The sequence below is a fragment of the Dictyobacter aurantiacus genome, assembly GCF_003967515.1.
Classification (GTDB): domain Bacteria; phylum Chloroflexota; class Ktedonobacteria; order Ktedonobacterales; family Ktedonobacteraceae; genus Dictyobacter; species Dictyobacter aurantiacus.
In genome coordinates this window covers 3246856-3271961 of sequence record NZ_BIFQ01000001.1, presented here as the reverse complement: position 1 = coordinate 3271961, position 25106 = coordinate 3246856, and the positions used below count along the sequence as shown (strand labels likewise).

The 25106-nt window shown below is 54.4% G+C and carries 12 protein-coding genes and 2 rRNA genes; 4 read left to right on the top strand and 10 right to left on the bottom strand.

The genetic code is table 11. The features are described 5' to 3' along the window. The first annotated feature begins 204 nt into the window (after positions 1–204). Positions 205–1611, top strand: coding sequence for a transposase (locus KTT_RS13165; protein ID WP_126594639.1), 1407 nt, complete (start codon positions 205–207; stop codon positions 1609–1611). Positions 1612–2004: 393 nt separating this feature from the next. Here the strand turns inward: KTT_RS13165 and mce are convergent, their stop codons facing one another. Both mce and KTT_RS13155 read right to left on the bottom strand, forming a co-directional pair. Further along, positions 2005–2409, bottom strand: coding sequence for a methylmalonyl-CoA epimerase (gene mce / locus KTT_RS13160; RefSeq protein WP_126596401.1), 405 nt, complete (start codon positions 2407–2409; stop codon positions 2005–2007). Positions 2410–2442: 33 nt separating this feature from the next. Then, the gene (locus tag KTT_RS13155) at positions 2443–3000 is read right to left on the bottom strand and encodes a ribonuclease FAU-1 family protein (RefSeq protein ID WP_160145842.1); all 558 of its coding nucleotides are present in this window, start codon (positions 2998–3000) and stop codon (positions 2443–2445) included. 635 nt (positions 3001–3635) lie between these two features. Here KTT_RS13155 and KTT_RS13150 point away from each other — a divergent pair. After that, positions 3636–7757, top strand: a complete 4122-nt coding sequence (locus KTT_RS13150) for an adenylate/guanylate cyclase domain-containing protein (protein ID WP_126596399.1) — start codon at positions 3636–3638, stop codon at positions 7755–7757. On the opposite strand, the gene KTT_RS13145 is transcribed toward KTT_RS13150, so the two are convergent. The 6 genes from KTT_RS13145 to mnmE form a co-directional block, all read right to left on the bottom strand. After that, on the bottom strand, positions 7714–8715 hold the full coding sequence (locus tag KTT_RS13145; protein ID WP_126596398.1) for an MBL fold metallo-hydrolase: 1002 nt from the start codon (positions 8713–8715) through the stop codon (positions 7714–7716). The genes KTT_RS13150 and KTT_RS13145 overlap by 44 nt on opposite strands. Positions 8716–8758: 43 nt before the next feature. Continuing rightward, the gene (locus KTT_RS13140) at positions 8759–9619 is read right to left on the bottom strand and encodes an amidohydrolase family protein (protein ID WP_126596397.1); all 861 of its coding nucleotides are present in this window, start codon (positions 9617–9619) and stop codon (positions 8759–8761) included. A 172-nt stretch (positions 9620–9791) separates the two neighbouring features. Next, a 23S ribosomal RNA gene (locus KTT_RS13135) occupies positions 9792–12757 on the bottom strand. A 312-nt stretch (positions 12758–13069) separates the two neighbouring features. Beyond that, positions 13070–14547, bottom strand: a 16S ribosomal RNA gene (locus tag KTT_RS13130). Together the 16S and 23S rRNA genes form the textbook arrangement of a ribosomal RNA operon. Positions 14548–15168: 621 nt before the next feature. After that, positions 15169–16362 carry a hypothetical protein gene (locus KTT_RS13125; RefSeq protein WP_126596396.1) on the bottom strand — a complete coding sequence of 398 codons (1194 nt, stop codon included), beginning with the start codon at positions 16360–16362 and terminating at the stop codon, positions 15169–15171. A 217-nt stretch (positions 16363–16579) separates the two neighbouring features. Beyond that, positions 16580–18007 carry a tRNA uridine-5-carboxymethylaminomethyl(34) synthesis GTPase MnmE gene (gene mnmE, locus KTT_RS13120; RefSeq protein WP_126596395.1) on the bottom strand — a complete coding sequence of 476 codons (1428 nt, stop codon included), beginning with the start codon at positions 18005–18007 and terminating at the stop codon, positions 16580–16582. Between the two features lie 297 nt (positions 18008–18304). On the opposite strand from mnmE, the gene KTT_RS13115 reads away from it, so the two are divergent. Beyond that, a complete protein-coding gene (locus KTT_RS13115; protein WP_235845700.1) occupies positions 18305–21649 on the top strand; it encodes a glucodextranase DOMON-like domain-containing protein in 3345 nt (1114 codons plus the stop codon). A gap of 84 nt (positions 21650–21733) precedes the next feature. Here KTT_RS13115 and fdhD read toward each other — a convergent pair whose 3' ends face one another. Then, a complete protein-coding gene (fdhD, locus tag KTT_RS13110; RefSeq protein ID WP_218030887.1) occupies positions 21734–22597 on the bottom strand; it encodes a formate dehydrogenase accessory sulfurtransferase FdhD in 864 nt (287 codons plus the stop codon). Positions 22598–23086: 489 nt separating this feature from the next. Between fdhD and KTT_RS13105 the strand changes: the two genes are divergently transcribed. Next, a complete protein-coding gene (locus tag KTT_RS13105; protein ID WP_160145841.1) occupies positions 23087–23539 on the top strand; it encodes a Fur family transcriptional regulator in 453 nt (150 codons plus the stop codon). Positions 23540–23736: 197 nt separating this feature from the next. Here the strand turns inward: KTT_RS13105 and aroC are convergent, their stop codons facing one another. After that, positions 23737–24900 (bottom strand): chorismate synthase, encoded by a 1164-nt coding sequence (gene aroC, locus KTT_RS13100; protein ID WP_126596393.1) that lies wholly within the window; start codon positions 24898–24900, stop codon positions 23737–23739. Positions 24901–25106: the final 206 nt, after the last annotated feature.

The following is a 25106-nucleotide window of genomic DNA, read 5'->3' as shown; positions in this document are numbered from 1 at the left end:
GGCATTTTCTGCTAATAATAGTACGTCTATCCCCCCATCGCCGTTGTAAGTTCCATGTAATCTAACATTTCAAGCCGTCCTGTATAGAAGATATAGCAACATGAGACATCCCGAATTTTAAGGTCGGGTTTGTAAAAAGACACCTCCTGAGCGAGACTGAAGGAAAAACAGACCACCATTCAGTCAATCCAGGAGGTGTTGTTTATGTCATCTCAGTATCTCACACCGCTTGAGGAGCCACAAGTTCCAGCATATCCCCCTGCCGAGATGGCGCAGGGATTGTACACTGCTCTGGCTCACTTTCTGGCTCCCTTGCTCATGCAAGCCGATAGCCGCATGGACAAACGACTGGTGCGCACGATGGTGCAGACCGTGGCGGTGATCTTGACCTTCCGTGATCGCGTCAATGGCTTGCTCCTTTCGGAAATGGGCGGCTATCTCGAGACGCCCGACAAAGCTCCGGCAGGAACCAAACGCCTGTCTCGGCTGCTGCATTGTCGCAAATGGTCGGCTGAACTGATCCGCTCGTATCTGTGGCATCGAGCCAGCCAACGTCTCACAAGGTGGAAACAGATGGGAAGGGATGTGCTGGCGCTGTGGGATGAGAGTGCGTGGGAGAAGCCAGAAACTATCGCCTCGGACGACCTTGCCCCGGTGCGCTCGAGTAAGGGCGCTCGACTCACCCATATCAAGAAAGGTTACTACACCCCGCCCCGTGGCCCCATCTTTGTGCCGGGCCTCCATTGGTTGGCCGTGGTCCTGGTCGGCAGCGAGCAGCAAGACGACCCGCCTGAACTAGCCAGCATGCGGTGGTGGACCAGCCGTGGGGCGCGCGCTTCCTTCAAACGCGATGAACAAGCCAAACTGTTACTGCAAGGCGTTCTGCTCTGGGGACGCGAGGTGATGCATGTCTTTGATCAAGGCTTCGCCAGCAGTTTCTGGCTGGGTCTGTTGCTGGCGTTCTCGTTGCGCTTTGTGCTGCGCTGGAAAAAAGATTACCAGCTCGTGGATGCCCAGGGTCAGCGACGTGCAGCCTGGAAAATCACCCGCGGCAAACGAGGATGGCAAGAACGCTGGGTGTGGGATTGCCGTCGTCACCAGTGGGTCATGGGCAGTGTTCTCGCTTGTGCGGTGAGGCATCCCGACCATCCTGAGCAGCCGTTGTGGTTGGTCGTGGCCCGGCGCAAAGGTGGCTTGCCCTGGTATCTGCTCACCGCCGAGTCCATCACCACCGCGGAAGATGCCTGGCGGATTATGTTTGCCTATGCGCGTCGCTGGCAGATCGAACTGACCTGGAAAGAAAACAAGAGCGAATTGGGCTTCCAAAGCCCGCGGCTCTGGGAGTGGGAGACGCGAGAAAAACTGCTGCTGTTGGCGGCGCTGGCCTACGCCTTTCTGCTGAGCCTGCTGGCGCCGTTTTACGAACTCTTACGCCGCTGGCTGTTGCGGCACTACTGTCATCGCACAGGCCGTCATGCCCGGCAAGCACACCAGCCGTTTGCACGGCTGCGCCTGGCCTTGAGTCGGTTGTGGCAACGGATCCCTGCGCGCTGGGAGGAGGTAGCTGGCCGGCCCCGGCCCCAGCCTCGCGTCCAGATCATTATGCTCTGAGGCGGTGTGGAGGTTCCCCACGTGACGAGAGACGCTCTGGTCGGCATCGGCTGACCATGTGGGCGTGTGTCCGGTGTTCATCGGGTACAACACGTCTTGCCAACAGAGGATGCGAATGCGTGCGAAAAGAGCATACCCCTAGGCCCTGTGGAAGCCGCTGGGATGCTGTGGGAGTGGAAAGTCGGTTGACCAGCTCCTTTCTCTTTTTCCGTTTTTTGGCACAGTGGTGCTTTTCAGCGAGCCAAACGGGGAAAGCACGTTGTTCTGCAAGAGAAGAGAAGCGAGCAGTTCTCCTTCAAAAATGGAGAACTGCTCGCTTCTTTCACAAGTTCATCCCTAAAATTTGGGATGTCTCATGTTGCGTTGTACCAGCTCTTCTATACAGACTTTGCGCTACTTTTGCAGGAGCTCCAGCAATACGCCGTTGGTGGCTTTGGGATGCAGGAAGATCGCCCGCCCTTCGGCGGCCACACGTGGCTGCTGATCCAGTACAGCCGCGCCCTTATCCTTTAAGTCTTGCAGCGCCCCATCGATATCTTCGACCTCCAGACACAGGTGATGAAGACCCTCGCCCCGCCGCTCCAGAAACTTTTGCAGACTGGCATTAGCGAGGGTCGGTTCAATAAGTTCTATCTGACTACCAGCGGGACCACCCAGAGGAAGAAAAGCGATGCGCACCTGCTCGGTAGGAACCTCTTTGATCTCAGTAGGGACAACGCCCAGAGTATCACGATAAAAGGTCAAGGCATCTTCCAGATTACGGACAATAATGGCAACATGATCAATACGCCTGGGCATGCAATCATTCCCCCTCTTAAAAATACTCTTTAGTTATGATTTGTTGCAATTGGTATGCAACTGGCTTAAATTCAACTGGTGTGGCACGATGGAAAATAGTCCAATACTGCGCTGGATAGTGCTGGTAATGGTCTGCAGAGCCATCAGTGCACTGACACGTGTCGACTCGTCATAGTGCAGTGTCTCGGCCATATGCTCAAATTCCAGCTGCGTCAAAATCTCATAGCTCAGATCGGGTTTGACCAGCGTACTCAGATCCAGGTCTACATAAGAAATATGGTCTAGCAAAATCTGGGCCGGTTGAATGATATTAGCATAAGTATGGATCAGAACATCTTCATTGTAAAATGCGCTGAGCATATACCAGCGATCGGGCCAGAAGAATTGCAGACAATTATTACGCAAATTGCGCGTCCCCGATGACCAGTTCATTGGAGTACCAGAGGGAAGCCACAGGCGCACACAATTATCCAGCACAGGAGATTCCTGTTCATTTCCAAGTTGAAGATCGGAGCTTAATTTATATGCTCGCCACGTTCCACGCAGCATCTTATCATAGCTATGGCTCTCGACTAAAAAATCTCGCTGCATAACATGTCTCCCTTCATCAACATCCATAGTACGGAACAAAGTGGAAAACGTCAAGTAGAAAATGTGCCAGCCTCTACCCTTACAAACAAGAGGTTCAAAAGTATTTGATGTTATACAGAACTCAAAACATCAATTTTTTGATGGTGTTTGACTCCTCCCGCACGCGCGTCCGCTACGCGGCCGCGCTGTTTTTTTCTATGGGTGCATGAGGGGCGCGGATGCGCCCCTCATGCACCCATAGAAAATAGACACTCGCAAGATTGCCTGAGCTTTTGCACCTGCAGTACTCACAAGTCTATTTTTGCTGGTGTATCGGGGGCGCATCCGCGCCCCTCATGCACCCATAGAAAATAGGCACTCGTAAGCATTGCCTGAGCTTTTGCACCTGCAGTACTCACAAGTCTATTTTCTATGGGTGCATCGGGGGCGCGGATGCGCCCCCGATGCACCAGCACAAAATAACCAGCGCGGCCGCGTAGCGGACGCGCGTGTGGGGGCGCGTGAGTAGCCCCACAATGACGGGAGTAAGATACATTCTTTAAGAAGTTTTCATTCTCAGCTGAAGTGTTGTACAATACAGAGGCATAAAGTAAGACAATTCGGAGCCAAGAAAGAACAGAAAAAACTGGATTTGTATGCGTTGTCCTAACTGCCAAACCCTCAATCCACCCAATGCCAAATTCTGCCTGGAATGCGGACATCGCCTGGCTGGTTGCCCCAATTGCGGCACGATTAATCCCACAGGAGCCAAGTTCTGTATCGAATGCGGGACCGCGCTACAGCCGAGACGCGAATCTGCAGCGTCCGTTGTCCGCACACCTGTGGTCGATGCCGACACCACACAGCCCACGCGGCAGTTGAGCATGCCTCAGATCGATCCCTCACTGCTGGCATCCGCTGAGGAAAGACGCGTGGTGACGGTAATGTTCGCCGATATCACAGGCTCTACCCCGCTAGCCGATCGCCTGGATCCCGAAGATATGCGCGCGATCCTGACCGGCTACTTTAATTTGATGACGGAACAGATCCGCAAGCACGATGGCACGGTTGAAAAATATATTGGCGATGCCGTGATGGCGATCTTTGGGACGCCGGTCACCCACGAGGACGATCCGGACCGCGCTATTCGGGCCGCGCTGGATATGCAGGCCGCGTTGAATAGCTTTAATGAGCATCGGCTGGCGCGTGATCCCGAGGCAACACGGCTCCAGATGCGCATCGGCATCAATACTGGCGAGGTAGCCGCGCCCAGCGCCACAGCCACGCAGCACCACGACTTTCTGATCACGGGTGACGCGGTGAATATCGCCGCTCGCCTGCAACAGGTGGCGACGCCCGATACGATCCTGGTGGGGGAGCGCACCTATCTTTCGAGCCGAGCCGTCTTCGACTTTAAGGCCATCGCACCGCTCCATCTCAAAGGCAAGTCCGAGCCGATCTCAGCCTATGTGGTACAGGGCCTGCGCCAATCTAACCTGGCCGTCGCCCAGCACCCGCGTGGCCTGACGGGCAGCAACTCACAACTTGTTGGCCGAGATCTGGAGCTGACCCTGCTCCACGCCAGCTACGCGCGCGTGCAGACCGAGCGGCGTCCCCATCTGATCACCATCCTGGGCGCCCCTGGTATCGGCAAGTCGCGCCTGGTGCGGGAATTTATTACACGCGAACAGGAACTGGTGAAGAGCACATCATCTACCGGGGAGTTGACACCGCCCCTCGTCCTTAAAGGTCGTTGTCCACCCTACGGGGAAGGACTGACCTACTGGCCCCTGATCGAGATCTTGCGCACGATTCTGCATGTGCAGAAAGAAGATACTGACGCTATCATTCGCCAACGTTTCGTTGAGTTCTTGCGCTTAACCTTTACCAAAGCCAGGATCAACGAGTCGCCAGAAAGCATCGCGGAGACGCTGCTGCGTAGCGTTGGACGCGGCTTGCTCGGCAAGCAACTCGCAGCAACGGAAGTTGCGGGCTACGATGAACGTCCCCGCTCAGAGCAGAGGCCCACTCCCAGAAATACCACGGACAAGCAGAGTGGCGCGCAGGGTACCTTGCTACGTGCCTGGCGTGTGCTGCTGGAGGCTTTGGGAGAATTACAGCCGGTCATCGTGGTCATTGATGATATCCAGTGGGCGGATGAAGCGCTACTGGATCTTTTCGAGTACCTGACCGAGCGCCTCACCTCGGTCCCCTTGCTGTTTATCTGTCCCGCTCGACCCGACTTTCTGGAGCATCGCCGCGATTGGGGGGGCGGCCACAGGAATTTCACTGCTATCGAACTGGATTCCTTGACCTGGGAAGAGAGCAACGATCTGGTAGATGCTCTGCTGAACACCAGTGAGATGCCCGAGACGCTGCGCTATACCATCCTGGCACGCTCAGAAGGCAATCCCTTCTTTGTGGAAGAGATCGTGCGTATGTTTATCGATCAGGGCATTCTAGTGCGAAAAGAAGATCAGGAGCGCGGTCAGAGCTACTGGCAGGTTGAGTATCCCAGACATGGAATGATGGGAGAGGTAGGACAGCCAGTACAGACCGTCAACAACGAGCCTCTGGAGGAGGGATTATTAACCAGTCCATACTTGATTCCACTCCCCCATGTGCCAGATACGATTCAGGGCGTGCTGGCTGCGCGTGTGGATCTGCTCAATCCTACAGAGAAACTGGTGCTACAACATGGCTCCATCATTGGTCGCAACTTCTGGCTTTCCTCATTGCTAGAGTTGTCACAGGGCTTGAGCCCCGAGGCTGTGATGGAAGCATTGATCGCCTTGATGCGCCGCGACTTTATCGCTGAAATCAGCAACAAAGCGGCCAGTCCTATGACGCCAGATCGGGCCTTTATTTTTAAGCACATCCTGATTCGCGACGTCGTGTATAACAACATTCCTCGCCAGCGCCGCGCCCATGAGCATGCACGCATCGCGCTCTGGCTGGATGAGCAGGCGGGCAATCAGCGGGTCAACTTCGCCGAGTTGATCGCCTATCACTACCAGCGCGCGCTAGCGGCCTGGTCGCCCAACGCCGCCATCGACTATATTGAAATCTATAATCAGCATCATCCTACGGCACCCCCGATCCGCCTGACTCGGGAAAACTTGCGCGATCGAGCCGTCAAATATCTGACCCTGACCGGTGATCAGGCCATGGATAGCTACTACTCCCTGCGTGCCCTGCAGGCTTATAATGACGCGTTTGAGTTGCTGAGCGAATCGCACGCGGATAAGTTAACCCAGAGCATTATGCTGGCCAAGATCGGACAGGCTCATGCGCAGCACGGCAACCTTGATGAGGCCTGGCGTCAGTCGCGCCGCGCGCTACAGTTGATTCCCCAGGATGAGATGCAGGCAAATAAATCGCACCTGATAGAACTATATGAAAGAATGTCACTGTTGGCGACGCGCTGGCTGCCACGCTTTGATAACCAGCCCGATCCACAGGAGATACGCCAGTATATCGATGCGGGCCTGAAGCTTCTGGAAGGGACACCTGCCAGCCGTGAACATATCGCTTTTCGCACCTACCTGGCTTTCTGGTATATTCGCCAGTTAGGGGCAGCGCCCCACGATCAAAAAGCCTGGCTGGCGGACCAGGCTCTGCTCAGTGGAAATGAAGCGCTACAGATGGCGGAGGAGTTGAATAATCCGCGCACCCTCTCTCTAACTCTGGATGCCATGGGATTTATCTACTTTGAGTATCATCAGTATAAGAGAGCACTAGAGCTACAAGAGAGACGTTTGCAACTTGAGGACCGTATCCAGGACCGAGAAGAGCTCTACGACCTCTATTTTTCGTTAGGGAGCGCCTACGAACAGGTAGGAGAATATGCCGTCGCCCTGACATACTATGGCCGGGCCTGGAGCAATGCGCTCAGCATGGAGAGCCCCTCTATGGTGCTCACTGGCATGGTCGGGCGCATGCGTACCTGGTACCGTTGGAATCGCTGGAGCGATGCGCAGCAGGTAGCTCAAGATATTCTGCAATTTGTTGAAAAATATCAACAGGATGAGAAGCGCCAGCTATGGGCGCTGGAAACGCTGGCAACCATCGCTTATCATCAGGGCCGACAGGAAGATGGAGATAGATACGCCCAGCAGTATAAGCGCCTGGTTATCCAGCAGAGCGATCGGGAGGCGTACACGGAAGGCGCTCCGCCCTCAACCCGCCTGCACGCCATCCACCTCGCACAGGAGGATTGGGAACAGGCTCTGTCCGATTATCGCATCAAGTTTGAGCTCAGCGAGCCGTTCCCTAATCCCGCGATACTGGCAACACTGGTGGACTTACTGATCAATACCGACAACAGTGCTGGAGAAGAGGCTCTATTTGACCGGGCAATCAAGCTCTGCGAAGAGGCCGGGTCGCGCAAAAGTCTGGCAGTCGCCCTGCGGGCACGTGGGAAGATGCTGATGCAAAAGTTGCAATGGGAACAGGCCGAAGAAGATCTGCGCCGCTCTCTCAAGTATTGTGAGGAATTGGATCTGCCCTGGGAACGCGCCCATACGCTGTATAACCTGGGATTGCTCTACCGGGCCCGCGCCGATATCTCCATCAACAATGGACAGCATAACAGCGATATGGAGTTGATGCGTTATTATCTGGAACAGGCGCTGGGCTTCTATGAATCATTGGAAGCGCGTCCCTCTAGTAGGCGTGTGCAGAGGCTGTTAAAAGAGGAGCAAGGATCCGAACTCTCCGCCTCATCTGGGCGTATCAGAGCCATAACTGAGTCGAATCCCAGACCTGACCCATCGTAGGAGGAAGAGCGGAAATACGAATATGCGCCGGGTTGATATTGGCTGAACGTAGATACAGGCGCATACTCTCCAAAGCAAGAGCCGGAGTATTGTTGGTACGGCTCAAATGAGCCAGCCAGAGCCAGCGCATACCAACCTCACGCCAGATCTGCAGTATCGCCTCACCAGCCTGATCGTTGGAAAGATGGCCCGTTGGACTCAGGATACGGCGCTTCAAGTGCCAGGGATAGGGACCACGCACCAGGCGCTCCCGATCGTGGTTGGACTCCAGAATTAACAGGTCAGCATGCTGCATCTGCTCAAGCATCGCGGGCGTGACCTCACCGCTATCGGTTACAAGGCAGATACGGCACCCACCTGCATGGAGCAGGTAACCACAGGGAGCGGTCGCGTCATGCGAAATAGCAAAAGAGGTAACCTCAATATCACCAATTGTCAGATGCGCCCCGATCGGCAAAATCTGGTGGGGAAACGTCAGTTGTGCCTGAGGGGTTGCCCGCTCAAGAGTGTCACCGGATTCCGGATGATCCAGTTCTACAATGGTACTTGATGCCTCTAGCGAGGTCGTGGTCACCTCCACCTCTTTACCAGCGCTTACAGGGATATATGATACAGACTCTTCCACCTGGATCTTTGCCGCGACCGTCCGACCAGCATCGGTCCTCCACACACCGGACCGCAAGCCATCCTGAATAGCCCGCAAGGTTTTGCTATTGGCCACTACTGGGAAGGCATATCGATTGATCAATTGGGGAAGGGCAAGAACATGGTCACTATGCTCGTGGGTAATTAGAATCGCCTGGATCTGCGACAGTGATATACCAACCGAAGCCAGGCGCGTCGCCAGTGTGCGCGTGCTCAAACCAGCATCCAGCAACAGCTTTGTGCGTCCCTGAGGACCTGCTTCAACTAAGAGTGCATTGCCGCTACTGCCGCTGCCAAGAGAAACCACTCGCATAAGAAAGACACCTCGTCAGGATGAAAGTCAAAAAAATAGAATGCTATCCGCGTAAAGTTGGGCCATAGAGACTCAATAGATCTTGCGCGTTTTGTCCCAGCACCATATGTAACGCGGCCGCATCCAGGTCGGTCTGCTGAATATGTTCAATAACACGCTTCTGCCGTAGCAGACCATAGTCACTGCCAAAGAGAATACGGTCGGCCCCTACTAATTGGGCAACAGTAGAAAATATTTCTGGTCGATACAGAAAAGGGGTTGCAGCCGTATCATACCACACGTGCGCGGCGATACGCTGAATCTCTGGCATCAGCGTATAAAAAGGCAGGCCTCCTCCCCAATGCGCGGCCACAAAACGTATTTCAGGAAAAGCCGTCAGAAAGGTCACCACATCCTGTAGCGAGACGTCGCCTTTCCCAGGATATTGATGACCGACCGGTTCACTACAGTGGGAAAGCACAAGCAATTGATAGTGCCGTGCCACGTCCATCAGAGGAGAGAGCAACCGGACATCACCCAGGCTATATCCCTGTCCGTGAGGCATTAGCTCACCCAGTCCAACCATGCCAGCCTTTGCGCAGCGTTCTAGCTCATATGCGGCGCGTTCGCCAGCCAGTGGCTGCAACACAGCCATCCCATACAGGCGGCCGGGATAGCGCCGCATGGCATCAATAACGTAGCTGTTGGTTTCCTCAATCAACATGGGATCGGTCCAACCGAAAGAAAAGGTGACAGAAGCATCGACACCCGAAGCATCCATTTCCGCGATCAGATCTTCCGCGCAAGCCATACGGGCGCGGGGATTGGTATAGAGGGTACGAAACCAGGGATCCCGCTCACAATAGCGCTCACGCTGTGCACAAACTTCTGGAGGAAATATATGGGTATGAAAGTCGATGAGCATTTCCCCGCCCCTTATAGCAAAACACAAAAAAGGATTTGCCTGTTAGCAAATCCTTACAATGTTTCCCTGATCAACTGGAAATAGTATTCCCTCAATTTTGCCGAGCGCGCTGCCAACCAGCGTGAAGCAGAGAACACGCACTGCATGCGTCCACGATGAAGATACACAATGGTGAAACAAGCCGTACGATCATTAGGGCGACTTCGCTCCGCCTGTTACCAGGTGTCCACGTGTCGTCTATCGACCAGGTCGTCTTCCTGGGATCTTGACTCTTCAAGAGAGTGGGAGAACTCGTCTTGGGTGCGGCTTCGCGCTTAGATGCTTTCAGCGCTTATCCCTTCTCGACATAGCTATCCAGCTCTGGCCCGGGCAGGCCAACTGGCACACCAGCGGTCGAGCCATCTCGGTCCTCTCGTACTGGAGATGACGCCCCTCAATTCTCCTACGCCCACGACGGATAGAGACCGAACTGTCTCGCGACGTTCTGAACCCAGCTCGCGTGCCGCTTTCATGGGCGAACAGCCCAACCCTTGGGACCTACTCCAGCCCCAGGATGCGACGAGCCGACATCGAGGTGCCAAACCTTGCCGTCGATGTGAACTCTTGGGCAAGATAAGCCTGTTATCCCCGGGGTAGCTTTTATCCGTTGAGCCACACTCCTTCCACTCGGGAATGTGGGATCACTAAGCCCGACTTTCGTCCCTGCTCGACCTGTCCGTCTTGCAGTCAAGCTCCCTTGTGCCTTTACACTCTTGTGGGTGATGTCCATCCACCCTGAGGGAACCTTTGGGCGCCTCCGTTACGCTTTGGGAGGCGACCGCCCCAGTCAAACTACCCGCCTGATCCTGTCCACGTCCCGGCTCACGGTGACGTGTGAGAAACAAAACACAACGAGAGTGGTATTTCATTGCCGTCTCCCCTACCCCCACAAGGGTAGGTTCTCCGACTCCCACCTATGCTACGCACGCTCTGCCTCGTTTCGAGGTCAAGGTGTAGTAAAGCTCCACGGGGTCTTTTTGTCCTGTCGTGGGTAACCCGTATCTTCACGGGTACTTCAATTTCGCCGAGTCCTCTGTCGAGACAGTGCTCAACTCGTTACTCCTTTCGTGCGGGTCGGAACTTACCCGACAAGGAATTTCGCTACCTTAGGACCGTTATAGTTACGGCCGCCGTTCACCGGGGCTTAGATTCGCAGCTACGATCACCGCTCCTCGTAACCTTCCGGCACTGGGCAGGAGTCAGCCCCTATACTTCCGCTTTCGCGTTCGCAGAGACCTGTGTTTTTGGTAAACAGTCGGTTGAGCCAATTTCTTGCAACCCCCTCACGCTCCTGGCAAGCCAGTCTCGCTACTAGGGCACCCCTTCTTCCGAAGGTACGGGGTCAATTTGCCGAGTTCCTTAACAGAGGGTCGCTCGATCACCTGGGGAGTGTTCCCCCTGCCTACCAGTGTCGGTTTGCGGTACGGGCGGAGATGGCTCTGGCGAGAGGCTTTTCTTGGCGGCCTAGGGGCCGATGACTTCCGCGAACTGACGTCCGCTCGCTGCACGTGTCATGCACAGGAAACCGGGATTTGCCTCGGCTTCGCACTTCAACGCACAGACCCATCCTGTCCAATCGATGGGCTCACCTTCCTTACCGCGTCCCCCCATTGCTCAATAACGAGCATCTCCGGTGCAGGAATCTCTGACCTGCTTTCCATCGCCTACGGCTATGACGCCCTCGGCTTAGGACCCGACTCACCCTGGGACGTTTGACGGTGCCCAGGAACCCTCAGGCATTCGGTGTGTCTGGTTATCACAGACATGACGCTACTCATTCCGGCATTCTCACTTCTCTTCGCTCCACCAGTCCTTGCGGTCTGGCTTCTCAGCTGGAGAACGCTCCCCTACCAACCTCTCTTCAAGAGAGAGGTTCCATGGCTTCGGTAATCCGCTTCAGCCTCGATACGTTGTCGGTGCCACGACACTCGACCAGTGAGCTATTACGCACTCTTTAAATGGTGGCTGCTTCTAAGCCAACATCCTGGCTGTTTGGGCGTTGTGACCCCCTTTTACACTCAGCGGATACTTGGAGACCTTAGCCGATGGTCTGGGCTGTTTCCCTTTTGACGACGAAGCTTAGCCCCCGCCGTCTCACTTGCATGCATGCTGTCCTGGCATTCGCAGTTTGCTTGGGTTTGGTAACCTGCACGAGGCCCCTAGCCCATTCAGAGCTCTACCTCCAGGATAGTGTATCATACAGCTGTACCTCAATACATTTCGGGGAGAACCAGCTATCTCCGTGTTCGATTGGAATTTCTCCCCTATCCACAAGTCATCCCCCAGTTTTGCAACACTGGTGGGTGCGAGCCTCGACGGACTGTCACATCCGCTTCACTCTGCTCATGGATAGCTCACACGGTTTCGGGTCGCATCGCCGCAACGTTCGCCCTGTTCAGACTCGGTTGCCCTGGGGCTCCCCAGCTTTAGCGCTGGTTAACCAGGCTACGACGATGCACTCGCCGGATCATTCTACAAAAGGCACGCCATCAGCCCTTGGTTCCTCGTGGAACAGTGGCCTCTGACTGCTGGTGAGTACGTGGTTTCAGGGTCTCTTTCATCCCCCTCTCGGGGTGCTTTTCACCTTTCCCTCACGGTACTTGTTCGCTATCGGTCGCTAAAGATGTGTAGCCTTGGAGGGTGGTCCCCCCAGCTTCCCACAAGATTGCACGTGTCTCGTGGTACTCAGGATCCTAGCCGATTCGAGTTCTCCGTCCTTTACGGGACTGTCACCCGCTCTGGTCGCGCTTTCCAACGCGTTCAAGTGGAAATCTCTCCTGTGTTGCTAGTCCTACAACCCCGATGGACCCGAGGGTTCATCGGTTTGGGCTCCTCCCGGTTCGCTCGCCACTACTACGGGAATCTCGGTTGATTTCTGTTCGTCGGGTTACTGAGATGTTTCAGTTCACCCACTGCCCCCCGTCACTGCCTATGTGTTCAGCAGGCGGTCTCCAGACATCACTCTGGAGGAGTTGCCTCATTCGGATTCTCGGGGTTCATCGCTTGTATGCAGCTCCCCCCGAACGTTTCGCCGGTCTCCGCGTCCTTCTTCGGTCTTTAGCGCCAAGGCATCCACCTCGTACTCTGTGTAGCTTGTTCTCTTCTTATCTCATCATGTACTATGAATGCTTTGACTTCTGCTCTTCTTCTCGAAGAGAGAAATCGATCCTCTGCTTCAACTCTGGCTGGCAATAGATCGCTCAGCAAAATTGAAGGAATACTATCTTCAGTTGTTCAGGTGCACTGTTGGCCATCCGTTTTCCGTAGAAAGGGATGCTGTACCCCAACAGCTCAAGAGTGGAAACCAGCGTCGCTTCTGGCAACACGCATCGTACCAATGTCCTGGTCGACCTGGAAGTGGAACACGCGTGTGTGTCTGAAGGTCTTCAGACGCGTGCTCAAGCTCCCTAGAAAGGAGGTGATCCAGCCGCACCTTCCGGTACGGCTACCTTGTTACGACTTCACCCCAATCACTGACCCCACCCTCGACGCTTGCCTCCCAAAGGGTTAGCCCAGCGGCTTCAAGTGTTGCCAACTTTCGTGGTGTGACGGGCGGTGTGTACAAGACCCGGGAACGTATTCACCGTAGTGTGCTGACCTACGGTTACTAGCAACTCCAACTTCATGGAGGCGGGTTGCAGCCTCCAATCTGAACTGAGGCCAGGTTTGACGAGATTAGCTCCCCCTCGCGGGTTCGCAACTCTTTGTCCTGACCATTGTAGCGTGTGTGTCGCCCAAAGCGTAAGGGCCGTGCTGACTTGACGTCATCCCCGCCTTCCTCCGTCTTATAACGGCAGTTTCGCTAGAGAAGTTCAACTAACGACAGGGGTTGCGCTCGTTGCGGGACTTAACCCAACATCTCACGACACGAGCTGACGACAGCCATGCAGCACCTGTGAACCCGCCCCGAAGGGACAGCCCGTTACGGCTGGTGCAAGTTCATGTCAAGCCTTGGTAAGGTTCTTCGCGTTGCATCGAATTAAACCACACGCTCCGCTGCTTGTGCGGGTCCCCGTCAATTCCTTTGAGTTTTAATCTTGCGACCGTACTCCCCAGGCGGACCACTTATTGTGTTAACTACGACACTGAAGGGGTCGATACCCCCAACGTCTAGTGGTCATCGTTTACGGCTAGGACTACCAGGGTATCTAATCCTGTTCGCTCCCCTAGCTTTCGCACCTGAGCGTCAGGTACTTCCCAGGACACTGCCTTCGCCTTTGGTGTTCCTCCGGATATCTACGCATTTCACCACTCCACCCGGAATTCCGTGTCCCTCTGAAGCCCTCAAGTCAGACAGTTTCCATAGTACTTCGTCAGTTGAGCCGACGACTGTCACCACAGACTAATCTGACCGCCTGCGTGCGCTTTACGCCCAGTAACTCCGGACAACGCTCGCCTCCTACGTATTACCGCGGCTGCTGGCACGTAGTTAGCCGAGGCTGATTCCTCTGGTACCGTCCGTTCTCGTCCCAGAGAAAAGCAGTTTACGATCCGAAAACCGTCTTCCTGCACGCGGCGTTGCTCGTTCAGGGTTGCCCCCATTGACGAAAATTCCTCACTGCTGCCCCCCGTAGGAGTCTGGGCCGTTCTCAATCCCAGTGTGGCTGATCGTCCTCTCAGACCAGCTATCGATCGCGGTCTTGGTAGGCCATTACCCCACCAACCAACTAATCGAGCGCAGGCTCATCCTCGGGCGCTCTTGCGAGCTTTCTTCTTACGAAGCTATGCGGTATTGTCGGCGATTTCTCGCCGGTATTCCTCACCCCAGGGCAGATGACCCACGTGTTCCTCACCCGTCCGCCACTCCCTTATTGCTAAGGGCGTTCGACTTGCATGTGTTAGGCACGCCGCCAGCGTTTATCCTGAGCCAGGATCAAACTCGCCATCCAATTTTTATGTGTACATCACAGAGCAGTGATGTGCAATTGCATGTGAATTGCGATCATGGCCAAGTTACATAACATTGGCTTATTTCGCAGATTATTATGGATACTTGATGGTGACCATCAAGCCTCCGAATTGACAGGAACTGGTTCGTTGTGTGTTGTTGTTCCAGTTGCTGTTCTGCTTTCCACTCTTCAGTTGTCAAGGTACCCGATGACCTTTCTCGAAGGATCACCGTAGCCATCGTAGTATCGCATACTGCTCGGGATTTGTCAAGGCTTTTCTCAACGAGAATTCGCCTGACCCAAATTTCTTTTTCCGACCTTCGTTCAAACATTCGAAGCAAATACTACATATCGAATATCTTCACTGCGGGGAATTTAAGATCCCTGAGGATGTCACTTTACTGTGACTCGAGTAATGGATACTGTTTTTTCGACAGCTCAATGATATTAACATATCAAGTCAGAGCTTGTCAAGGTTTTTTGCCCGATTTTCGACCAGGTTTTTTATTTCGTGGCGAAAATTGCTATCCTCTATACAGGGGATAGCACACAGTGGGAGGCGCGGAGGGGCTGACCGCCCTTCCGCGCCTCCCACTGTGTGCTATCTTTATTCAGGTCATGCTAGCTCGTTAAGGTGTTGAGGTAGTCTGAGGGAAGAGCACAATCAGCGTAGAGCCGGGAGAGAAGCTGTAGCTGGTCGGCCACGGTAACACTCTTACTACCACAGGCGAGCGTCAGTGTTCGACCACCCATCCCCATGTCCTGGCGAATAGGCTTGGGATGACCATTGATGTCGAGGATACCAATAGGCCATGTTACCCCCTGATCAACAAAGTCTTTGCCACTGAAGTAGAAGAATGGTACCTTCAATTGCTTGATTGTCTGCACATCTGTGATTAATGTCAGAATGTGCGAGACCGCCAGCTCATACGAACTATCGACGTTAATGCCACACCCCTTGAAGCAGCCGGTCCCTTCAATGACCCACATGTGATTACCCAGTTGATTTTTGTCGATCTGAAACTGCTGTGACCAGAAGTCGAAAAGGCCAGCCAGGTTGTTAGATCCACCCCATCCGTTATGCCAGCTATCGATGAGTCCGATGATCTGATTGCGCCAGCTCCAGTTGCCTCCTGGATGCACACTGGTATTCATAGCGGTCTGCATCTGGTCCAGGTAGCTTACCTGATTTACCAGCAACTGGTAATCTGCACCGGCCACGTGAGGATCCAGAGATCCAAGTATAACAGGTGTTGAGGCACGTACCTTGTGAATCGCTTTCTCACACAGATCATAAAATTTGGCAAACTTATCAGGTGGCGTATATAAAAAGGAGACCGACGAGTCTTGCTTCATCTCCTCATTACCACACTGAACGGCATCGGGATATGCATGGGCGGCATCATCAAATTTCGCCGTATCAAGCAAAGTGGCGTTATTGGCCTGGCAAATAGAAAACAGGACACGAATCCCTTTACGATGATACGCCTGAATGGTGTTCTTTAGCACATCACCACGCAAATTACCCCAACCGCAGGTGGGATGGCTCAAGCGTATCCAGGGGATACCGTCATAATTGGTGCCCGGCTCACCGGCAATACCTAAAACTTTTGAACGATCCTGGACTGGCAAAATCACGGGTGCGGGGGTTGGAGAAGCTTTAACGGTTGGTGTGGGTGCGAGAGTTGGTGTGGGAGTTGGGATGCGGGTAGTAGGTGTGGCAACAACCTGTGCCTGCTCAGGAGAGGCGCTCACCAGTCGGTAGGACAGTGCCACCAGTATGATAGAAACTATAACCACAAGAGTCAAAACCACACTACCGGGCTTCTTGAATATATTTAAAACCTTATTCAATACATTCACGTCGTCATTTACCCCTATCTCTCTTAAAAAAGAGTTGCTATGTGCCGGAAATGATCGATCGCTTTTAGTATTTTCATAAGCAGCGGATTAGAAAAGTATGATACCAGGTGTAGTAAAGGGAAGCGTCAATCAAGCGATCCAGCACTATTTTTAGATATACCTCATAGCTTTATTTCCCAATGCAAAATTCACTAAAAATTTTGTCCAGGAGATCTTCACTGGCGGTTTCGCCGGTTACTTCTCCCAGTGCATCGTACGCGGCACGCAGATCAATTGAGACGAAGTCAAGCGGCAATTGCTGATCCAATGAATGGAACGATGCCTGTAGATGTCCATTAGCCCGGCGTAGCGCCTCTTGATGACGTGTGCTCGTGACCAGTACGCTTTCACTATAAAGCATGCGACCCGCCAGAACGATATCCGCCAGGGTATCTTCCAATGGCCGCAAACCCGCGTCTGAAAACGTGGAGGTTGAGACAAATACCCCTTCCGGCCATAGTTTTTTCAATTCTGAGGTTTCGATCTTCTGATCACGATCCGCCTTATTGATGACAAGTAGTACCGGGCGCTTACTGATTGTCCCGTCGCTATTAGCCGCCTGTAAGCCAAAGCCCATTGCCTGCAACTCGGCTGATACCAGGCGATCCTGCTCCGTCAGGGGCTCGGAACCGTCAAAGACCAGCAGGACGACATCCGCGGTTTCAGCGGCGGCACGGCTGCGCTGTACCCCGATTTGCTCAACAGGATCATCAGTCGGGGTAATGCCGGCGGTGTCAATCAGGTGCAAGGGCACGCCACGCAGGTTGGCAGCTTCTTCAACCGTATCTCGCGTGGTACCCGCAATAGGAGTTACAATCGCTCGCTCGGTACGTAGAAAGGCGTTCAGGATACTGGATTTCCCAACATTGGGTCGACCAATAATGGCTGTGCGCACCCCCTGGCGGTAGAGCCGTCCCTGCTCGGAACCTGCCAGCAAGGAGGATACTAGCTGATAAGCTTCTGCGATCAACGGCTGCAAGTCTTCAGGCTGTGGCGTCGGAATATCGTCCTCGGGAAAATCAATACTGGCCTCAATGCGCGCAATTGCCCCCAGGACCGCCTGGCGCGCCTGCTGAATCTGGTCTGATAGGCGTCCACGTAGCTGCTGTAAAGCCAGGCGCTGACCCGCTTCAGTCTCGGAGCCGATCAGGTCCATTACAGCTTCCGCCTGGGCAAGGTCCAGGCGTCCATTGAGGAAGGCACGCATGGTGAACTCACCTGGATTCGCCATGCGCGCACCCTGCGCCAGTACGGCGTGCAAGATGCGACGCAAAATTAAGGGTCCGCCATGGCCTTGAATTTCTACGACGTTCTCGCGCGTATAGGTATGCGGAGCACGCATAAAGGCCACCAGCACCTCATCAAGCACTTCCCGGGTGTGGGGATCAATAATATGACCAAATGTCAGTTTATGTGATGGGGGAAGCTCACTCTGACCGGCGGGACGTTTAAAGAGGGGTAAGACCAGTTCAAACGCTTCACTTCCACTCACACGAATAACGCCAACCCCACCTACGCCGGGTGGGGTAGCGATAGCAGCTATTGTATCGTTATGCATACCGAAAATTATATCATAGGCTCAATTTCCAAGTCTAGCAGGACCTTTGCAAGCTTCTATCAACCAGGCACTTTATTTACCAAAAATACGCGTCACGATGGAATGGTGTGTAACAATAAATGTTGTATAGTATATAGTAATATTTCTGACCCAGGGGTGCCATTCCCGTCATCTAACCTTCTGAAGAATTGTGTTCTCTATTCGGTTTATGTTTTATAAGACCCTGCTGAATGCAATCCGGCGTTATAGATTGCAACTTTTTGTTGTCCATCTACTTAGAAAAAGGGCAAAAAATGTATGCGTAAGCACGGTAAGGATACCTTTGATGCGGTGTCGCATCCACGCTCAACTTCCTGGCGTATATTTCTACTGTTCTGCATGTTACTACTCCTTCTAGCTCAAGCCTTGCGCTCCTCGTCATCGGTGAGTGCCGCCAGTTCCGCCACCGCTCCTGGTGGTCCCGGCGATCTCTCGTATTTTGATATGGCGCGCAAAGATTGCGTCGGAACGGCCAGAAATACCACTTCCAAAGTCTGGTTCACCCTGGCTAATGGCGTATTGAGTGACGTCTACTATCCAACCATCGACAATACCAATGTGAAAACGCTGCAGTTCATTGTGACCGATGGCAGTACATTTACTGATCTTCAAACCCGCGATACGACCTATACGGTGCAGGAACTGAATGGTCCCACCCTGGCCTGTCGAGTAACTTCAACGGCGAAGAGTGGTAAGTATCGGGTGGTGACAGACTATGTGACTGATCCCGCGCGCAATGCTGTGCTGATGCGGCTGCATTTTCAGCCTCTTAAGGGGCAGCTTTCGGCGTACAAGCTCTATTTGCGCTATGATCCCACTATTAATGGTAATGGTGGTGGCGGCTCCGGCAATGGCGGCGCGGACAATGCGACGCTGGCGACATCAAACGGACATACGCTGCCCGTGGCGTTCGATACCCAGACCAAAACTAACGCGGTCAATCGGGATTATGGGGTTCCGGTCTATAGCGCCCTGGATGCCTCGTCTCCATTCACCCGGGTATCAAGTGGCTTTGTGGGAACGGACAGCGATGGTTTGCAGCAGCTCGATACCTCGCATACGCTCAGTGCGCTGTATAGTACGGCCTCCAATGGCAACGTGGTGCAGACAGCGCAGGCCGATATCTCGCATGGCGGCGATCTGACCCTGGGACTCGGCTTTGGTCAGTCACAGGCGGAGGCCGTAAAGACAGTACAGGACGCTTTGAGGCAGAACTTCAATGCCGTACTGGCACAGTATACCGCCGGCTGGCTGCAATACGACGCGAAGTTGACGCTGCGGCGTCTCTTCCCCGCGGCGAAGTCACAATCCAGCATCGATTTCGCGCGCCTGCTCAATGAATATTATCTCAGCGTCAACGTCGTGAAGGCATCAGAGGATAAAACGTTCCCCGGTGCTCTGGTAGCCGGCCTGGCCTCCCCATGGGGGCAGGCAACGTCAGCAGGCGATCCAAATAATACCTACTTCGGCTCATACCGCGAGGTCTTCGCACGCGACCTCTATGAGACCTGGACCGCCCTGTTCACCGATGGCGATCGTGAGACCGCCCGTGACGCGGTCAACTTCCTGTTCTATCACCAGCAGCAGGCGGACGGTTCATTCCCGCGCAATAGCCTGCTCAATGGTAAGGTCGCGCCCGACTCGTTCAACACCCAGTTGGATGAGAATAGCTATCCCATCCTGATGGCTGATCAGATGGGAATGACCGATAGCGACCTCTATCAAAACCATGTCAAACGCGCGGCCAATTTTGTAGCCAGCCATGGCCCCTCCTTTGGCGTGGAGCGCTGGGAGGAACAGGGAGGCTACTCTCCCTCGACAATCTCCGCCGAGATTGCGGGACTGGTGGCCGCCGCCGATATCGCGCGCAAGAACAACGATCTGAAGAGCGCCAACCTCTGGCTAGGCGTGGCGGATGACTGGCAGCGCTCCATCAAAAAATGGACCGTAACTACCAATGGCCCGCTCTCTTCGCAGCCCTACTTCATCCGGCTCTCGAAGACGGGTGATCCGAACGCGGCCATCTCCTATAACCTGGGCAATGGTGGCCCAACCCTGGATCAACGCTCAGTCATCGATGCGGGCTTCCTGGACCTGGTGCGCCTGGGCGAGTTGTCGGCCAGCGACAAAGATGTGGTAAATTCACTTTCCGTGGTTGATAAGACCATCAAGGTACAGACCCCCAATGGTCCCGGCTGGTATCGCTACAATGGCGATGGCTATGGGGATGGAGATCAGGATGGACATCCGTGGGCGCCTAGCGGCAAAGGTAGCGGCCATCCATGGCCGGTCCTGGGAGACGAACGTGGCGAGTATCAACTGGCCGCCGGGGATATCGGTACAGCGGTCTCGCTGCTGAATACCCTGCAGAAATCCACGTCAGGAGTGGGTCTGCTGCCAGAGCAGATCTGGGAACAGCCAGATCTGGCCCAGTCTCCGTATGGCACCGATCCCACCGTTGCGTCGATTGGCTTTGAGACTGGCAAGCCCGATGGCTCCGCATCTCCACTGACCTGGGCTGTCGCGTCATATGTGCGCCTGTTCAACGATACCCTGTCCAATAAGCTGCTCGAACAGCCACAGAATACCTACAACCGCTACGTAACCCACCCGGTAGATCAAACGCAACTGAGTGTGGCAGCTCCGGCCAACCTTTCGTCAGTGAGTTCATCACCCGTTGTCGTTACGGGCAAAACCGCGCCGGGCAACGCGGTCTACGTTTCCGCGACCAATACTGATCAACAGAATCAGACCAGCACCGTGCAGGCGCAGGTGGCGGCGGACGGATCATTCAACGCCTCGCTGCCGATTAGCGGCGGCACAACCGTGCTGAATACGGTGGCGGTCAGCCCGAGCGGGGCAACCGCGCACGATCAGCGCACCGTCGTCTACGACTTCACACCTGGCAAGCTCGTCTATGATGCCAGCGATCCCAGCAACGACGACAACGGTCCCGGCAACTACGCCTACCCGACCGCGTCTGACTTCCATGCCGGGGCCTATGATATCCAGGACTTCCGCATCTATGATGACGGCACCAATATCATCTTCAAGCTGCAGACCCGCGATCTCACTCCAACTTTCGGCAGTCCACTGGGCGCGCAGCTGGTAGATGTCTATGTGCATAATCCCGCGACCAGCCAGACCTCTACGGCAGCATCCTATCCGCAACGGAACTATACCATCGCGCCTGGAGCCGCCTGGAGCCAGCTCATCGAGGTACAGGGCTTTGGTCAGCGTTACATCGATGCAAACGGTACGTCACTGGGGACCGTACAGGTCAGCGCTAACGCGATTTCGCGCTATATCACCTTTAGCGTGCCGAAAGCTACCTTTGGCACTCCTGGCTCCGGCTGGGGCTTTACCGTAACCCTGACGGGGCAGGATGGATACAGCCCGGACCAGGCGCGCGCCTTTACAGCCACGCCGGGCGCGTATTCCTTCGGCGTCTGTGCCACTACCAGTAGCGATCCACATTGTACGGTTGATCCCAATACGGTGCCCAAAGTCATGGACACCATCACCCCGACAGGAGTCAGCCAGTCTGACGAACTGGACTATACCAAACATCCCGTTGTACTACAGGATGTGGTTATCCCCTGACACCGTACATTGTCGTTAATTAACGAGAAGCGGGCAGCCTTATCGGCTGCCCGCTTCTCTCATTTTGTTGGTAGCATAGCTTGCTCAATGAATGATGCGTTCGGGATGGGTATATATATTCATGGACCGGTTACGCAAAAAACCGATCAGGGTGATGCCACCCCGCTCGGCCAGTTCAACCGCCATGCTGGAAGGTGCGGAAATGGCCGCTATGCAGGGGATGCGTGCCAGCAGAGCCTTTTGAATAATCTCAAATGAAGTGCGCCCGCTGACCATGAGTATATGCTCCTTAAAAGGGAAGAGCCCTTTTTCCAGGCCATAACCGATCAGCTTGTCGACGGCGTTGTGCCGTCCGATATCTTCACGCAGCGCCAGCAACTCACCCTGGTGGGTAAAGAGGCCGGCGGCATGCAGTCCTCCCGTATGCCGGAAAACAGCCTGCTCGGCATTTAAACGCGCGGCCAACCCATAGCATGTCTCGAAGGAGATGCGTAGCTCGTCTGCTTCCAGAGCCGGGACAGATAGCATCAAGTCCGCAATACTGTTCTTTCCGCATAACCCACAGCTGGCGGAAACGGCGAAGTGACGCTCGAACTTGGGCGCCTGCGGCTGCAAAGCGTCCTGAAAAGTTGTTCGACGCAGGGTAACACTTACAACGTTTTCGAGCGGTAGACCATCCTCATCCTGCGCGTTCTTCACCCCTATCACATCCTGTGGACCCTGGATGATGCCCTCGGATAGCAAAAAGCCAAGCGCCAGCTCAGTATCGTGGCCGGGAGTACGCATAATTACAGCCAGGCTTTGATTCCCGAGACGCACTTCAAACGGTTCTTCGACCGTCACATGTTCCTCCCTGGATGTAGCTGCTTCCTCCTTCCAGTGCTGAACCTGCACTTCCATGACGCGTTCGGGATCTAGCTCTGAACGCCAGCTATGAAAAAGAGTCATAAAACCGCTCCTCATCAAAATCGCGCACCACATGGCCAGCAATTGAAAAAAACCATCGTACCTAACGGATAGCTATGCCCCCAGTGTACCATAATTCTAACCTTCTATTTTATGTTAGGGCATGGGGGCACCTTCGCGCCCCCATGCCCTAACATAAAAAACCAATGCGGTCGCGCGTGTGGGAGCACTTGCACACCCCACACGCGCGGCCTGCATGAGGTCTCGCACCTTCGGTGCTCACGTGTCAGTTTTATATGAGTGCATCGCGTGCGCAGATGCGCACGCGATGCACTCATATAAAAAATCAGTGCGGACGCGCGTGCGGGGGTGCGCACGTACCCCTAACATGACGGAAGTCAAACACACACCGAGAATAAACGCTCTTCCTCACCTTTCTCGCAGGAATAACAGGCCGTTGACTGTCAATACTACACGTGCTAGGATATGCGCAACATATTATCGCACTCGCAATCACGACAGGAACCAGAGATGCATTCTTTCCTTCAATCGAGTAATGATCTATTGCGCCAGCGCGGCTATCGCCTTACGCCGCAGCGCCATATGATTCTCAGGGTCATTCAAGAAGCTGACGAGCATTTAAGCATCGATCAGATCATGGAGCGCGTCCAACAGTTGAATCCTTACGTGAGCCTATCTACGGTCTATCGCACAATTGAGCTGCTCAAAAGTGTTGGACTGGTGCGTGAAAGCCACCTCCCTGGCGAACAACCTCTCTATGAGACGGCCGAGGGCCAGGCCCATCACCATCTAATCTGTCGTCGCTGTAAAGCGACCTTCCACCTCGACGAAGAGCTATTGGGCAACCTGAATGAACAACTCCAGAAGCAGTACCACTTTCATGGCCTCTCTCTGGAGCTGATGGCCGCCGGCTATTGCCATGAGTGCTGGCAAAAAATCCAGCAGGAACCGGCACAAGCTTAACCCTCTCAATATCATCCCTATCACCAGTACACCATCGCGGTTTTTAACTCATCACACTCCATCACGTACTTCATCCCTTATGGGTAGTTGGTACAGAATGTGCGCATTTGCGCACATTCTGTACCAACTACCCATGATAAAATATGAGCGGGAGCGCCAGCCTGGGGAGCGCTGGCGCCAGCCACATCTCTTTCTTTTTATTTCTGGAGGTAGGAGCGGTAGTTGCGCAACGTCTCCTCGATGCTGTCGCCGCCAAATTTTTCGAGCAGCGCTTCAGCCAGGACGATAGCCATCATCGCCTCTCCCACGACGCCCGCGGCGGGCACCACACAGACGTCGCTGCGCTCATAACGGCTCTGGTCGATATTCTCGTTGGTCGCCAGGTCTACTGAAGGGAGCGGATGCGCCAGGGTAGGAATAGGCTTGACGCCGACGCGAGCCACGATGGGCTCTCCATTCGAAATGCCCCCTTCAATACCACCGGCGTTATTCGTCAGGTGTGACCAGCCGCCTTGCTCTTCATGGCGCAGGACATCATGTACATGCGAACCGGTGGTACGAGTCGTTTCAAAGCCCGCCCCGATCTCCATTGCCTTTACCGATGGAATGCTCATCATCGCCATGCCCACGCGCGTACTCAGACGACGATCCCACTGGCTAAAAGATCCCAGGCCGATCGGTACCCCAAACGCCACTACCTCAAAGACGCCGCCGCAGGTGTCGCCCTCGCGCTTGGCCTCTAGAATACGCGCGATCATTTTCTCGGTGAGAGTGGCATCTGCGCAGCGCATCGGTGACTCTTCAACCTGACGCCACATGTCCTCTGGATATGCATCAGCGGTCATAGCACGGGAAGTCTCATAACCAACGCCCGCGACTGAGAGCACATGACTGTGTACGCTGATACCAAACTGCGCTAAAAACTGGCGGCATAGACCGCCTACGGCGACACGAGAGGCAGTCTCACGCGAACTGGAGCGCTCAATGACGTTACGTACGTCGTCATGGCCATATTTGATGGAGCCAGTAAAATCAGCATGCCCCGGTCGAACACGCGTGATTGACTCCATCTCCGCCTCAACTGGAGACGCGCTCATGCGCTCTTCCCAGTTCACCCAGTCCAGATTCTCCACCTGCAATGTAATCGGCGAGCCCAGCGTCTTGCCATGACGCACACCGGACAGGAAACGGATGGCATCCTTCTCGATCTTCATTCGTCCCCCGCGTCCATATCCTCCCTGGCGCCTGCGTAAATCAGCATCAATGATCTCTTTCTTGACCTCTAAACCCGCAGGCAGGCCTTCGACTATCATGGTTAAGCAGGGACCATGTGATTCTCCTGCCGTTAAGAAACGAAACATACTTGCGCACTCCTCAAATCTGAATACTGCCTTATTTGCTATGCAGAGGACCAGTTTCCACACCCGGGTATCTTTGTTGCATACTACTCATTGCCAGCGCCGCAATCAGCTCCCCAACGCCATCAGTGTGGAGCCGCAAATCAATAACCTACATATGCCATTGGCTAATAGCCTAATTGTACAACAGGCGACATTTGAGCCCCAAT

Bases quoted from the DNA above. Each gene is read 5' to 3' on its own strand.
- KTT_RS13165 (WP_126594639.1), top strand. From the start codon at position 205: ATGTCATCTCAGTATCTCACACCGCTTGAGGAGCCACAAGTTCCAGCA.
- mce (WP_126596401.1), bottom strand. From the start codon at position 2,409: ATGCCCAGGCGTATTGATCATGTTGCCATTATTGTCCGTAATCTGGAA.
- KTT_RS13155 (WP_160145842.1), bottom strand. From the start codon at position 3,000: ATGCAGCGAGATTTTTTAGTCGAGAGCCATAGCTATGATAAGATGCTG.
- KTT_RS13150 (WP_126596399.1), top strand. From the start codon at position 3,636: ATGCGTTGTCCTAACTGCCAAACCCTCAATCCACCCAATGCCAAATTC.
- KTT_RS13145 (WP_126596398.1), bottom strand. From the start codon at position 8,715: ATGCGAGTGGTTTCTCTTGGCAGCGGCAGTAGCGGCAATGCACTCTTA.
- KTT_RS13140 (WP_126596397.1), bottom strand. From the start codon at position 9,619: ATGCTCATCGACTTTCATACCCATATATTTCCTCCAGAAGTTTGTGCA.
- mnmE (WP_126596395.1), bottom strand. From the start codon at position 18,007: ATGCATAACGATACAATAGCTGCTATCGCTACCCCACCCGGCGTAGGT.
- KTT_RS13115 (WP_235845700.1), top strand. From the start codon at position 18,305: ATGCGTAAGCACGGTAAGGATACCTTTGATGCGGTGTCGCATCCACGC.
- fdhD (WP_218030887.1), bottom strand. From the start codon at position 22,597: ATGACTCTTTTTCATAGCTGGCGTTCAGAGCTAGATCCCGAACGCGTC.
- KTT_RS13105 (WP_160145841.1), top strand. From the start codon at position 23,087: ATGCATTCTTTCCTTCAATCGAGTAATGATCTATTGCGCCAGCGCGGC.
- aroC (WP_126596393.1), bottom strand. From the start codon at position 24,900: ATGTTTCGTTTCTTAACGGCAGGAGAATCACATGGTCCCTGCTTAACC.